This is a genomic window from Chloroflexota bacterium (genome assembly GCA_014360825.1).
GTDB lineage: Bacteria > Chloroflexota > Anaerolineae > UBA2200 > JACIWT01 > JACIWT01.
This window is the reverse complement of the sequence record JACIWT010000011.1, coordinates 74,768-88,399: the sequence shown is the minus strand read 5'-3', so window position 1 is coordinate 88,399 and position 13,632 is coordinate 74,768. Positions and strand designations below refer to the sequence as shown.

The 13,632-nt window shown below is 53.6% G+C and carries 14 protein-coding genes; 11 read left to right on the top strand and 3 right to left on the bottom strand.

Going from position 1 to position 13,632, the window contains the following annotated elements; translation table 11 throughout:
- The first annotated feature begins 221 nt into the window (after window positions 1–221).
- From H5T64_09050 to buk, 4 genes are read left to right on the top strand one after another with little or no spacing between them, the layout of a single operon-like run.
- A complete protein-coding gene (locus H5T64_09050) occupies window positions 222–422 on the top strand; it encodes a Trm112 family protein (protein MBC7264486.1) in 201 nt (66 codons plus the stop codon).
- Window positions 422–1,675: a hypothetical protein gene (locus H5T64_09045; protein ID MBC7264485.1), complete on the top strand. Its 1,254-nt coding sequence runs from the start codon at window positions 422–424 to the stop codon at window positions 1,673–1,675. Before H5T64_09050 ends, H5T64_09045 begins: the two co-directional genes overlap by 1 nt.
- Window positions 1,659–2,477: a bifunctional DNA-formamidopyrimidine glycosylase/DNA-(apurinic or apyrimidinic site) lyase gene (mutM, locus tag H5T64_09040; GenBank protein MBC7264484.1), complete on the top strand. Its 819-nt coding sequence runs from the start codon at window positions 1,659–1,661 to the stop codon at window positions 2,475–2,477. Before H5T64_09045 ends, mutM begins: the two co-directional genes overlap by 17 nt.
- Window positions 2,478–2,490: 13 nt before the next feature.
- Window positions 2,491–3,588: a butyrate kinase gene (gene buk, locus H5T64_09035; protein MBC7264483.1), complete on the top strand. Its 1,098-nt coding sequence runs from the start codon at window positions 2,491–2,493 to the stop codon at window positions 3,586–3,588.
- Window positions 3,589–3,612: 24 nt separating this feature from the next.
- Here the strand turns inward: buk and H5T64_09030 are convergent, their stop codons facing one another.
- The gene (locus H5T64_09030) at window positions 3,613–4,149 is read right to left on the bottom strand and encodes a PDZ domain-containing protein (protein MBC7264482.1); all 537 of its coding nucleotides are present in this window, start codon (window positions 4,147–4,149) and stop codon (window positions 3,613–3,615) included.
- A 218-nt stretch (window positions 4,150–4,367) separates the two neighbouring features.
- On the opposite strand from H5T64_09030, the gene H5T64_09025 reads away from it, so the two are divergent.
- Complete coding sequence (locus tag H5T64_09025; protein ID MBC7264481.1) at window positions 4,368–4,550, top strand: hypothetical protein; 183 nt, start codon at window positions 4,368–4,370, stop codon at window positions 4,548–4,550.
- Window positions 4,551–4,766: 216 nt separating this feature from the next.
- Here H5T64_09025 and H5T64_09020 read toward each other — a convergent pair whose 3' ends face one another.
- Both H5T64_09020 and H5T64_09015 read right to left on the bottom strand, forming a co-directional pair.
- Entirely contained in the window at window positions 4,767–6,008 is a 1,242-nt protein-coding gene (locus H5T64_09020; GenBank protein ID MBC7264480.1) for an Nramp family divalent metal transporter, read from the bottom strand.
- A 23-nt stretch (window positions 6,009–6,031) separates the two neighbouring features.
- Entirely contained in the window at window positions 6,032–7,294 is a 1,263-nt protein-coding gene (locus tag H5T64_09015; protein ID MBC7264479.1) for a magnesium transporter, read from the bottom strand.
- Window positions 7,295–7,909: 615 nt separating this feature from the next.
- Here H5T64_09015 and ilvE point away from each other — a divergent pair.
- The 6 genes from ilvE to H5T64_08985 all read left to right on the top strand — a co-directional run bounded on the left by ilvE (window position 7,910) and on the right by H5T64_08985 (window position 13,592).
- Window positions 7,910–8,767, top strand: coding sequence for a branched-chain-amino-acid transaminase (gene ilvE, locus H5T64_09010; protein MBC7264478.1), 858 nt, complete (start codon window positions 7,910–7,912; stop codon window positions 8,765–8,767).
- A gap of 101 nt (window positions 8,768–8,868) precedes the next feature.
- Window positions 8,869–10,005 (top strand): ABC transporter substrate-binding protein, encoded by a 1,137-nt coding sequence (locus H5T64_09005; GenBank protein MBC7264477.1) that lies wholly within the window; start codon window positions 8,869–8,871, stop codon window positions 10,003–10,005.
- Between the two features lie 101 nt (window positions 10,006–10,106).
- The gene (locus tag H5T64_09000) at window positions 10,107–10,991 is read left to right on the top strand and encodes a branched-chain amino acid ABC transporter permease (GenBank protein ID MBC7264476.1); all 885 of its coding nucleotides are present in this window, start codon (window positions 10,107–10,109) and stop codon (window positions 10,989–10,991) included.
- A complete protein-coding gene (locus H5T64_08995; protein ID MBC7264475.1) occupies window positions 10,992–12,011 on the top strand; it encodes a branched-chain amino acid ABC transporter permease in 1,020 nt (339 codons plus the stop codon).
- An 89-nt stretch (window positions 12,012–12,100) separates the two neighbouring features.
- On the top strand, window positions 12,101–12,886 hold the full coding sequence (locus tag H5T64_08990) for an ABC transporter ATP-binding protein (protein MBC7264474.1): 786 nt from the start codon (window positions 12,101–12,103) through the stop codon (window positions 12,884–12,886).
- Window positions 12,870–13,592, top strand: a complete 723-nt coding sequence (locus H5T64_08985; GenBank protein ID MBC7264473.1) for an ABC transporter ATP-binding protein — start codon at window positions 12,870–12,872, stop codon at window positions 13,590–13,592. Before H5T64_08990 ends, H5T64_08985 begins: the two co-directional genes overlap by 17 nt.
- Window positions 13,593–13,632: the final 40 nt, after the last annotated feature.

The following is a 13,632-nucleotide window of genomic DNA, read 5'->3' as shown; positions in this document are numbered from 1 at the left end:
TGGAGCAGCAACAACTGCATCTCCTGCGCCGCGAACTCGGATTGCCATTGTACAACACATAGGAGGGCTGTACTGATCATAGCGTACCTACGTCGCCTATTTTACAGGAAAAACCTGACTTGACCCCGGGGAAAGGCGCGAAAAAACTTTGCGCGAACAGACGTTTAATGTTATACTTATTATTGATTAGACAAACGCACCACTGAGGAGGGGACAAAACTATGCTCGATCAAGAGTTGCTTGATATCCTGGCCTGCCCAGCCTGCAAGACGAAGGTCACGCTGGTGAAAGAATCGTGGCTCGTCTGTGAAAACTGTGGGCGCAAGTATCCCATTGACGCCGACGACATCCCCCACATGCTCATTGAGATCGGCGACAAATACCGAGACATTCCTGTGGAGAAACTGGAGAAGCCAAACTGATGCCTGCGTTTGTCTCACGTCGCTGGCAGGCGACGATCCTGCTCGTAGTCCTCGGATGCCTCATCCTGGTCTCAACGCTCAATGCCCTTGCCGAAGGACCAATCCAGGTAATCGAATCGTCCGTCTCCTCGACTTTCTCGGAGAAGGTCGTCTTTCACCTGGAAGCCCGCTCCGTTGCCGATATCACTGCTGTTACATTGTATTACCAGATAGAGAAGCCCCTGCGCATCAGAGTAGATCTTGACTTTCCCCCGGCCACACGAATTTCGCTGGATCACACCTGGTCGCTGAAGCGTGGGCAACTCTCGCCCGGCACCGAATTGGAGTATTGGTGGGCCATAGCCGACGCGGCTGGCAACACCCTGGTGACGAGACGCCAGAAATATCTCTACCGCGATGAACGTTTCGACTGGCGCTCCATCAGCGAGGGCAACCTGGTGCTGTACTACTACAGTGGCAGGGAAGCCGAAGCCCGCCATTTGCTCGACGTGGCCAGGGAGGCCCTGGATCGCATCCAGGAGAGCATGGGTGTGATATTGGAGCAGCCAGTGAAGATCTGGGTCTACGCCAACCAGCGAGATATGAGCGCAGCCCTTGCCTCTCGCGGCGAGGTCTATGACGAATCCGTGCTGACCCTGGGTGTCGCGGCCGAAAAGGATACGCTGCTTCTCCTGGGCGCGCACGAAGAGATCAACGAGACCATAGCCCACGAACTCAGCCACATTGTAGCCGGCCTGGCGGTGCAGAACCCGTACACCGATCTACCCCGCTGGCTCGACGAGGGTTTGGCGATGTATGCCGAGGGTCCTTTAAGCGCCGACCGCCGCGCAGCCGTCGAAAGGGCTATCCGCAATGACACGCTCATCTCAGTGCGATCGCTCTCTGCCTACTCCGGTGATCCCTCGCAGGTGGACCTTTTCTATGGCGAGGTGTATATGCTGGTGGATTTCATGCTGCGCACCTATGGCAAGGAGAAGATGGCGCAGTTGATCGAGACGATCAAGACCGGCAAATATACGCCCGAGGAAGCACTAGTCCAGGTGTATGGCTTCGACTACAACGAACTCGACGCCCGCTGGCGTGCTGAATTGGGGCTGTCGCCCCGCTCGCAGACTCCCCAACCTATATCTACTGCCTCTCCCACAGAGACACCGCCCCCACGTCCATCTGTGTGTCCTTTCTCGCTGGCAATCCCGTTATCACTCGTGGGGGCCTGGTGGTTCAGGAAGCGCTCCGATGCCCGAACTTCCTGAGGTCGAAACGATCGCCACGGATCTGCGCCGGGAGTTAGTGGGCGCGACTTTCACTGAGGTGGAAATACACTGGCCGGCGATCGTGGCCACTCACTCGGCCAATGAGTTTTCGCGCAACTTATGTGGACAAAGCGTCCTCGATGTGGGGCGACGGGGGAAGTTCCTGGTCTTGCACCTCTCGGGCGGCGGCGCTTTGCTCTTTCACCTGCGGATGACCGGCCAATTGCTCCTGCGACCTGGCCAAAACCCGCGTGACCCGCACGATCACGTGATATTCCGTTTGGCCGATGGGCGCGAGCTGCGCTACTGTGACCAACGCAAATTCGGGCGGGTCTACTTGGTCTGCGATGCCAGTGAGATAGTACGGGAACTGGGTCCCGAACCACTGGCCAAGGACTTCACCCCAGAGCAATTCGCTGCCATGCTGGCGCGAAGGCGCGGGGCACTCAAGCCCCTGTTGCTAAATCAGCGATTCTTGGCTGGCTTAGGCAATATTTATACAGATGAAGCCCTTTTCGTTGCCCGCCTTCATCCGCGACGACGTGCCAATACCCTATCGCCCGACGAAGTCCACCGCCTCTACGATGCCATTCACCTGGTGTTGCGGTCGGCCATCGCTGGCCGGGGCACCACTTTCGATGGCTCCTATCGCGATGCCCACGGCCAGGAGGGACATTACCAAGGCGAACTGCGGGTCTTCGGGCGGGAGCAAGCAACCTGTCCTCGTTGTGGGGCGAATATCCAACGACTCATGGTTGGGGGGCGTGGGACGCGTATCTGCCCGCAGTGCCAGCCAGAGTGAAGGAGTGTTATCCATGAGCAGACCATCACCGACATCTGAACCCGTTCACTATCGCATCCTGGTGATCAATCCCGGTTCCACATCTACCAAAGTGGCAGTCTATGAGGATGAGGTGCCGCTGCACGCGCAGAACATCTCGCATTCGAGCACGGAATTGGCTGCCTACCCTCGCATCCCCGATCAGTATCCCTTACGGCGCGATGCGGTCTTGCGTTTCCTTGAAGAGAAGGAGGTATCTCTCCAATCTCTGCACGCTGTCGTAGGACGGGGTGGTATCCTGCGTCCCATCTCCAGCGGCACCTACCGGGTCAATGAGAAGATGCTGGCAGAACTGCGTGCCCCCAAAGAACGCGAGCATGTCTCGAATCTGGGGGCGATCATCGCTCATGAGATCGCAACGGCTGCGAGCATCCCCGCTTTCGTTGTGGACCCTGTGTGTGTGGATGAATTCGATGACATCGCCCGTATCTCCGGTTTGCCCGAGATCGAGCGGCGAAGCCTCTCCCATGCCCTGAATCTCAAGGCTGTCGCCCGCCGAGCGGCAAAGGACTTGGGGGAGCCATACGAGGACCTTAACCTCGTGGTGGTGCATTTGGGCGGGGGTATTTCCGTCAGTGCACACCGGCGTGGGCGTATGGTGGATGTCAACCAGGCGCTCGACGGCACCGGTCCCTTCGCTCCAGAGAGGGCAGGTGGACTGCCCGTTGGCGACGTGATCCGGATGTGCTACTCGGGGCGGTACACCTATGATCAAATGTTCAGGAAAATCGCGGGGCAAGGCGGTCTGGTGGCTCACTTAGGGACAAATGACGCCCGCGAGGTGGAGCGGCGCATTGCCGCCGGCGATGAGCATGCCCGCTTGATCTATGAGGCCATGGCTTATCAGATCGCCAAGGAAATAGGCCTTATGTCCACCGTCCTCAAGGGAGATGTGGATGCCATCGTGCTCACTGGCAACCTGGCTTACTCCGAGATGCTAGTTGCTTGGATACGCGAGCGGGTGGAGTGGATTGCGCCGCTCCTCCTCTACCCTGGTGAAGACGAAATGCTGGCTATGGCGCAGGGCGTGCTGCGTGTACTGAGGGGAGAGGAACAGGCGAAGGAATATTAGACCTAAGGGTGAGCGATAGCCACGTCAATTCGTTTGCCCCTTTAGTTCAATAGGTGTTATGCTGGCATAAGTTACACCCAAGTAGGCAGTGCCTGGTTTCTTGGGGTTTTCCCCGAGCCGTACTTCGATGGTCCGTTCCTCCCCTTTACGCCGGTAGGTGATCTCTACAGTTTGGCCTGGCTTAAACTTGAGGATGAGGTCGGCCAGAGACGTTTTGGGACCCACAGGCTCGTCATTTACAGCCACAATGATATCGCCTTCACGCAAGCCTGCCTTGTCAGCGGGCCCATCCGGCACCACCTCACGGATGAGGGCACCTGCCACCAATTCCTCTGCAGGCGGCGTGTTATCGCGGAACGGGAGAATGCCTTCCGGTGGAAATATGATCCTGGGCTGCTGGGGGGTTGCTTCGCCTCTCAATTGCTCGGCGAGATTCCGCCCCTGCCATCGAGCCACCAGGTAGCCCGTCACAGCACCGCTCAAGGCCCCAGCCAAGAGACTCAGGACGATGGCGATCACGCCGAACACAATCGCGATGGTGTAAATCCTCTTGTCTTCCATAACCCCTCCTGATTTTGTAGCCTATAATAAACATAGCGCCTGCTGGCATTGCTGTCAAGTCGTGCACTAAGGCTTTCTGATCTGGTGACGCTTATCCGCGCACCGAGGTCCCCATTAGCCCGCGCGTGAAAGTTGACAAATCGCAAAAATCGTGATATAGAGCAAATGAGAGGATTTTGGCTCCTGTATGCCATTCACTTGAGGAGGTGTGTCTCGATATGGTCAAGGAGTGGGAATGCCTGAGTTGCGGGTACATCCACGAGGGCGAGAGAGCGCCCAAGAAGTGCCCGGAATGCGGCGAAAACGACTGGGAGTTCTACGAGTACGACGACGAAGATTTCGATGAGTTCGAAGAGGATTTCGAGGAAGAACTTGAGGAGGAAGAAGAGGAGGATTACTAAGACCTCGGTCATAGCAGCGTTTTCCACTGCTGGGGGCTGTTGTTGGGAATAGAAAAGGCAGGTGACCGTGTCTTTGTACCGGATTACCCCCATGGCAATGTGAACGGCAGGATATTTTCCCGACAGTGGCAGCGCGATCCAAAATTGCACAATTGTCCAAAAGAGGCTCACTCGGAGAGTGGGCCTCTTCGTTTCATGGACGAGAACCCGGGCCTTTTACATCTGCAATACAAATAACACCACTGTTACCAACGCGATCAGCACGGTTGTTACCCAAGCCAGGGCATTGGTGGGCCGTGAGTTGACCCAGCGTCCCATCAGTCCGCGATCATTCGCCAGGCGCAACATCAGCACAAGGATCACGGGCAGCAAGATAGCATTGAGGGTCTGCGAGAGCCACATTAGGGGGAACAATTGGATGCCTGGCAACAGTACCACTATGCCTCCCAAGATGAGCATCCCCGCGTAAAGTGAATAGAAAAGTGGCGCCTCCCGGAATTCCGTATTGATGCCTCGTTCCCAGCCAAAAGCCTCACAGATGGCATAGGCGGTGGAAAGGGGCAGGACCGACGCAGCCAAAAGCGACGCCCCCAACAACCCCAGGCTGAATAGTAATTGCGCCCATTGGCCTGCCAGTGGGGCCAGGGCCACTGCCGCCTGTTCCGCAGTCTCCACTTGGATACCGTGGATAAATAGCGTCGCTGCGGTGCAAATGATAATGAATGCGGAGACAATGTTGCCAAAGATCGCGCCGCTGATCACGTCCAGCCGGGTGTAGTGGTAATCCTTGCTATTTATTCCCTTCTCGGCCACTGAAGCCTGCAGGTAAACGCAACCCCATGGTGTAATCGTTGTCCCCACTGTCGCTAATAAGGCCACGATATAATGGGTTTCCAGGTGAAAATTAGGCACCACGGTCTGCCGGAGCACTTCGCCCCAGGGTGGGCGGCTTAAGAAAGCGGAGCCGATATATGCCACCGAGTACAGGCACAAGGCAAGCAAGACCTTCTCCACCCGCTGATATGTTCCTCGGGTCACTACCACAAATATGAAAATCGCTGCAATGGGCACCGCGATGTAACGGCTCAAGCCCAGTAGTTCCGCGCTGGCCGCGATGCCAGCAATCTCCGCTGTTGTTGTGCCCAAATTAGCGATTAGCAAGCAAACCATGGCAAAGAAAACTACCCTTACCCCAAACCGCTCGCGAATTAGGTCGGCCAACCCCTTCCCGGTTACTGCTCCCATTCGTGCGGCCATCTCTTGGACGACCATTTCCCCGAATGTCACGGCGAGTATCACCCACAGAAAACCGTAACCGTAATGAGACCCCGCCATAGAGTAGGTGGCAATGCCCGGGGCGTCGTTATCGGCGCTGGCGGTAATTAATCCCGGCCCCAGGATGGAAAGGTAAAGGAACAACCTTCGACCGACGTGAAGCAGGCGTTCTTTGAGGGTCATGATAGCCTCCGGGAGAAGAGAAGTTAGACATAGAAGAAGCGAGGTAGGCGTTTCTTCCAGGCTGTGGGCAGGATGGCGTCAATCGCATCATCTACGGTAACGATGCCCTGCAATACGCCGGCCTCGTCCACTACAGGGACTGCCAGCAAATTGTATTTGGCGATCAGTCTGGCGATCTCCTGCTGCGGGGTCAAGGGACCCACAGTGATCAGCCGGGTCGTCATCCGCTCCGTCAACGTAGCCTCAGGGGGTGATAGTACCAGATCGCGCAGGCTAATCACGCCCTTCAAATGTCCACCCTCATCTACCACATAGATATAGTGGAGTGCTTCATCCTCCTGGGCTTCCTCGGATTGGCGTAAGTACTCTAAGGCCTCGGCTACGGTGAGGCCCTCGGGCAGAGTAGTGAACTCGGTGGTCATGATCCCACCGGCAGAATCCTCCGGGTAGGCCAAGAGACGACGGACGTCTTCGGCATCCTCATCTTCCATCAGTTCGAGTAACTTTTGACTGGCGTGAGCAGGTAAATCACCCAGCAAGTCAGCGGCTTCATCCGGTCCCATCTCTTCCAAGATGTCGGCCGCACGCTCCGGCTCCAAGCGTGATATGACATCTACCTGCATTTGCGGTGGGATTTCCTCGATGGTATCGGCTGCGACTTCATCGTCCAGTGATTCGATCAGGGCCTGACCTGTGCGCCGGTCGAGGTCAGCGATGATATCGGCGATGTCAGAGGGGTGAATGCGGCCTATCTTGTCTCGCGAGATGCGCAGGCGGATTGGCTCCTGGGCCTGCAGCGGCGCCACGTCCTCCCAGGGAATAATGAGTTCTGGGGGCTTCTGTCGCAGGATGGAAAACAGTGTCAGCGCTGGCTTTTGGATGCCCAGGCGGCGCAACAGCCCTAATCCACCCACATCCACTCCGGCCAGGCAGAAGTGCTCGTTCGTCCGGGTCAGTAGCAAATCGTTTACCCGCACTACTCGGCGGCCCTCGGTGTCTACAATCTGTCGATCAAGGATCTGGCGGACCAGCCAGAGTTCGTTGCCCTGCGGGGTAAATGGTTTGAGGTGTGACCGGCTTACCTTCAGTAGAATATTGGGACCTAACCAACCGATCTGTTCGGCGGGGATGAATTGGCCAGCGCCTTCGCCATCCTCCAGAGCCAGCGCTCTGACGGTGGGGAAAGGTTGGTCAGGGTGAACGATCAGGATGTCGGCGCAGCGTCCGACGCGCTCACCCCGAGCGTCCCACACTGTCTGTCCGATAAGTTCGCTCAGGAAAGCCATCTCACACCTCCTGCAAGATTAGGATGTCCGTTTTTCTCGCCGGAAATACAAAAGGCCGCAGACCAGGCTGCGGCCTTTCGCGTGCGAAATATCGCTACCAGTAGGCAGACGTAAAGGTCGGCTCACCTGCTCCGCAAATGAGAGAAGAGATATGGTAGATGTCAGTATTTTTCGTACTGGGCGGGTTGTCCGCAGTTAGATCCGAACAACTACCGTCGGTGTCCATGCTTCCTTTTCCATGACTTTTCCGGCTGCCCCAAACGCCTGGGCTGAATTAAGCGTCGCGGCAGTCCGCTCTCACAACGGCACAACTGGCCGCACACGGGTATCTCTAGTTGGAAATTCTATCACAAGGTGGCGGAGAAGGCAAATCTCGATAGTGTTGATGAAGTCGGCATCATCAAGCTGGAGTGCCACAAGATATGGTACACAGAGTTCTCTATGAGCACAACATGTAGTAATATTTGCAAACAACTGGCAAGACTTTTCCAAATTCTCGAAAGCGACCCTTGACAAATTCTGGAAATTATAATAAAATATATTTTAGAAAATATTTCTACAAAATAGAAAAGCCATATTGCTACAAGGAGCAACACAGTGCTGGACATTGCCAAACTGATAGTTTATATCAACGGAGATTTCGTACCTGGGCCGCAGGCTAAGATTTCGGTCTTCGACAGGGGTCTCCTATACGCAGATGCCATATTTGAGGGGATACGGGAGTATTCTGGTAAGGTTTTTAAGCTCGATGAACACATTGATCGCCTCTACGAATCGGCTCAAATTATTGGCCTGAGGATTCCTCTTAGCAAAGCCGAGATGAAAGGAGTGATTCTAGAGACCTTAAGGCGAAACAAACTGCAGGATGCCCACATCCGTCCTATTATTACACGCGGGGCCGGTACGATGGGTGTCGATCCTGGAAAAGGGCTAGAGCCAACAGTTATCGTCCTTGCCCACCCGTGGGAACCCTTCCTAGGCACTGAGGGAATCACAATGAAGACTACAGCAGTCCGTCGCGTACCTTCACAGTGCGTAGATTCGCGAGTGAAGCATGTAGGCTACCTCAATAACATCTTGGCGAAGTTGGAGGCCAAGGCAGCTGGTGCAGATGAAGCACTCATGCTAGACATCAATGGCTTTGTAGCGGAGGGACCAGGCGAGAATTTTCTGATCATTAAAGACAAGGTGGTTATTTCGCCGACCACAGTGAATATCCTCAACGGTGTGACGCGAAGAACCGTTTTAACACTTGCCCGCGAGGCTGGTTTAGAGACGCGAGAGACCAATCTCACCCTTGGCGACGTGTACACAGCCGATGAAGCATTGGTATGCGGTACTGGGGCAGAGATCGTCCCTGTGAGAGAGATTGATGGACGGCTCATAGGACACGATGTCCCTGGGCCTATCACAAGCATGTTAATCGAAGCCTTCAAGGAGCTCGTGAAAAGAGAGGGAATACCGGTATACTAAAAAGGTTGATGCTTGAAGGGGGTGATATCGCAAAAACATATATCTATCGTACACTGATTATGGGTCCGGCATAAACAACAACAGAAGCATAGGAGGTCAAAATGCGCAGATTACCTCAGATTGTCATCACTTCCTTGACGTTGGCGTCTTTGCTCTCGGTCCTATTGTTTGGATGTGCCCCTCGGGAAGCTAAGGAGATCAAGATCGGGAGCATAGCCCACTTGACTGGTGCCCTTTCCACCTTCGGTGAGTCTCACAGGAAGGCGGTTGATCTGGCAGTTGCCCAGATTAACGAAAAGGGGGGCCTGCTAGGCAGCAAGGTGGTGATCATCCACGAAGATGATCAGAGTGATCCTGTGGTGGCGGCTGCTGCTGCTCACAAACTGATTGTGCAAGACAAGGTTGTAGCCATCATAGGCCCTATTGCCAGCACAATGGGCATGGCAGCAGCGCCCATTGCGGAGATGTCAAAAGTTCCGATGGTGGTCACTGGCACTAGCCCACAGATTACGCCGGGGAAAGCGTACGTGTTCCGCAGTTGCTGGACGGATGACTTCCAGGGCCCAGTTCTGGCCAGTTTTTGTCGTGAGGAACTGGGAGCAAAGACAGCAGCCATCCTGTATGATATAGGCAACGAGTACGCTACGACAGTCTCTCAGCTCTTCGCTAAGACCTTTGAGGAATTGGGTGGAAAAATTACCACCATCCAAACTCACCCCAGTGGCGCCACTGACTTTCGGGCCCAACTAACAAGCATCAAAGCCACTTCACCGGATGTCTTCTTCTGTCCTGACAACTATGTTGACATCAACCTTATTGCTAAGCAGGCAAACGAGATAGGATTAGAGGCCCAGAAAATTGGCGCTGACGCTTGGGACTCGCCTGAGCTCGACCTTGTGAGCACGGACGGTGCATACTATTGTAGTCACTTCTCAATGGAAGATCCCCGACCGGAGACACGGGCCTTTGTGGAAGCATTCCGAAACAAGTACGGATCTGACCCCGACTTGCTAGCAATCATGGCTTACGACGCAGCCCAGGTGGTTTTTGACGCCATCAAAAGGGCTGGAAAATTGGATGGTGAGTCCATCCAGAAGGCTATGGCGGCCACAAAGGGGCTTCCAGGAGCTCAAGGGGATATTACTTTCAATGAGAATGGAGACCCTATTTCTTTGCCTGCCGCCATTCTAAGAATTGAAGGCGGGCGGGTAGTCTACGTCAAGAGCTACGCACCGTAGGGCTCGAGAGTCTGAGAAACTATCGTTCACTCCAATTGTGGACAAAAACAGATTATGGGGCAGGGCTGCTAAGGCCCTGCCCCCTATGAAAGGGAGTGCTCTTGGAACAGTTTTTAAGCCAATTTGTCAATGGGGTTCAGATCGGTACAATTTATGCTCTCATCGCTCTAGGCTACACCCTGGTCTACGGCATTATCCAGTTGATCAACTTTGCCCATGGTGATCTGATCATGTTAGGTGCCTACACGGCTTTTATTAGTGTTACCTCTTTTGGCTTGCCGTTTCCTGCTGCTTTTGTTTTGGCCATGGTAGTTTGCGGCATTGCAAATGTGCTCATAGAGCGCATTGCCTACAAACCCTTGCGCGATCGACCACGACTTGTGGCTTTGATTACTGCTGTGGGCGTATCCCTCCTCTTGGAAAATGGGGGAAGGGTCGTGCCTTTCATAGGCCCTACATACCGCCGCTTCCCCGAGGCCATTGCTGCGCGAAAATACTATCTTACTTCTACCGTCTTCATCACTAATATACATATCCTCAATGTTGCCGCGGCCGCGTCGCTTATGCTCATACTCCATTACGTCATCACGAACACCAAAATTGGTATGGCTATGCGAGCCACCGCTTTGGACAGGGAAGCGGCCAAGTCAGTGGGCATTGATACTGATCTGGTTATCAGTATAACTTTCGCTATTGGTGGTACTTTAGCCGGTGCTGCTGGCGTATTGTGGGCTGTGGTTTACCCGCGCCTTAACCCCTATATGGGGCTCATACCAGGGTTGAAAGCCTTTGTGGCTGCTGTCTTTGGTGGGATTGGCAGCATCCCAGGGGCTGTAGTGGGTGGTCTTATTATGGGTTTAGTAGAAGTTTTTGCCACGGTAGCCCATTCGCAACTGGCTGAGGGGGTCTTTTTCATCATCCTGATCGGGATATTGCTCCTCCGTCCCACGGGGCTATTGGGCAGGCCGTTTGTCGGGAGAGCCTAGATGCATCTACTAAGGCACAAAAACCTTCTCAATATAGTGGCCATTGTTCTTTGTTATGTGGTCCTGTGGGGTCTAAATGTACACAGATTGCTTTCCGACTACATTTTATTCGTCATCATGTGTGGCTTGATTAATGCTATTATGACGGTGAGTCTGAATCTCGTCACTGGTTTCACCGGTCAGTTCTCCATCGGACATGCAGCATTTATGGCTGTTGGCGCTTACACCTCAGCCGTGATGACCAAGTTGGTCTTTCATATCGGGCTATCGACTCCATCACCTCTGCGCGAAGTTTTCTTCCTGGTTAGTCTTTTGGTAGGTTCTTTGGCCTCGGCCGTGGTGGCTTACCTCATCGGAATACCAACTCTGCGTCTCAAAGGGGACTACCTTTGTATAGCCACATTAGGCTTTAATCAAATACTCGTAGTGCTACTCAACAATTTGCACGTTCTCGGAGGACCACGGGGTTTTATCGACATCCCGAAACTAAGCAATTTAGCTTGGATCATGGGGTTTACAGTAGTCAGCGTCGCTGTAATAAGTAACTACGCTCATTCAATATTTGGTAGCCAATCTATGGCTGTGCGCGAGGATGAGCTCGCTGCTGAATCATTGGGTATCGATAGCACCAAATACAAAATAAACGCTTTCGTACTGGCTTCTTTCTTCGCCGGTGCGGCTGGGGGCCTACTCGCTCATCTTTTACAACTAGCTCATCCCACCCAGTTCACTTTCTTGAAATCAATCGAAATCCTCCTGATGTTAGTCGTTGGGGGAATGGGTAGCGTGCATGGTTCCATTCTTGCTGCCTTGGTACTTACGATGTTGCCCGAAGTACTACGTTTTTCTCAAGATTTGCGTCTCGTTATCTATCCTCTTCTTCTAATCCTCTTCGCGGTCAGGAACCCGCTGCCTTACCTACGGCAGCAAGTAGCAGAAGTCTGGGAGGTGAAAGTCAAGCCAGTGATAGTTGGGCATGCCACAATCCTAAAGAGGTTTTTCAGCGGAATGCTCAAATAGACTTTTTCAGGATCGGGGCGAGGTCAATCATCTCATCAGTCTGAAAGGGATCTCCATAAAGACCTCTACCCGGCAAGCGAGGTCAGCCCATGGCATTTTTGGCGATTGATAATTTGACAATGCATTTCGGTGGGTTATGTGCCGTAAGCAGTTTCAGCGTAGATTTGGATCACGGTGATATAATAGGTCTTATTGGTCCAAATGGAGCAGGAAAGACTACGGTCTTCAATCTAATTAGCGGTCTGTATACCCCCACAAAGGGCTCTATCAAATTCAAGGGCGAAGAGTTAGTTGGCCTGAAACCACACGAAGTGGCCGCCCGCGGTGTGGCCAGGACCTTTCAGAACATTCGCCTATTCAAAGAACTCACAGTCTTGGAGAATGTCCGCATTGCCTATCATCCCTATGCTCAATACAACATGGTGGATGCCATTGCCAGAACCAAACGTTTCTATTTGGGCGACCGGAGAGTAACTGAGAAAGCCCTTGATTTCCTCTCTATTTTTGGGCTGCAGGAGAGGGCCTATGAACTGGCCAAAAACTTACCATATGGTGAACAACGTAAGCTGGAAATCGCGCGAGCGTTAGCAAGACAACCACAATTACTGCTTTTGGATGAGCCTGCCGCCGGGATGAATCCTCAGGAAGCGAATACGCTAATGAAACTTATTGAATTCATCAAAGAACGATTTTACTTAACGATTTTCCTCGTTGAGCATCAGATGCAGGTGGTGATGGGGATCTGCCAGCGGATTGTGGTGATGGACCACGGTGAAATCATTGCCGAGGGAAGCCCGGCCCAGGTTCAAAGAGACCCCAGAGTCATCGAGGCCTATCTTGGAAGACGGGAAAGATGTGATGTTGTTGCAAGTTGACCAGTTGCAGGTATACTATGGTGCTATACATGCTTTGCATGGGATCTCCCTGTGCGTGGATGAAGGCGAGATTGTCACTCTGATCGGGGCTAACGGGGCCGGTAAGAGCACTCTGCTCAAGGCTATTTCAGGCCTGGTGCGCCCCAGATCGGGCAATATTCTCTTTGATGGACGCGACATCACCATGGAGGAGCCTCATCACATCGTATCCTTGGGAGTATCTCATGTGCTTGAGGGAAGGCGTGTCTTTAGCGAGTTGACGGTCCGAGAAAATCTCATTTTAGGTGCTTATACCCGCTCTGACAAGCGAGAGATAGAAGAAAGCATGGAACGGGTTTTTGCTTACTTTCCTCGTCTGAAAGAGCGGCTAAAGCAGAGGGCAGGTACCCTTTCTGGCGGGGAGCAGCAAATGTTGGCTATCGGTCGTGGGCTGATGACGCAACCGCGTTTGTTGCTGTTAGATGAGCCGTCTATGGGTCTGGCTCCTATCTTGGTAGAGGGGATCTACGACATTATCAGGAGTATTAACGCTGCTGGTACCACTATCTTGCTGGTGGAGCAGAATGCCCGAATAGCCTTATCTATTGCTCAGCGTGGGTATGTACTAGAGACGGGTAGGGTTTCATTGGCGGGGTCGTCCCAGGAACTCATGCACAACCCGAGGGTTCAGGCAGCCTATCTTGGTAGTATGCCTGGGGAAAACTAGGCTAATCTACTGCGCTAGCGTTGGGCCCGAGGACTGTACC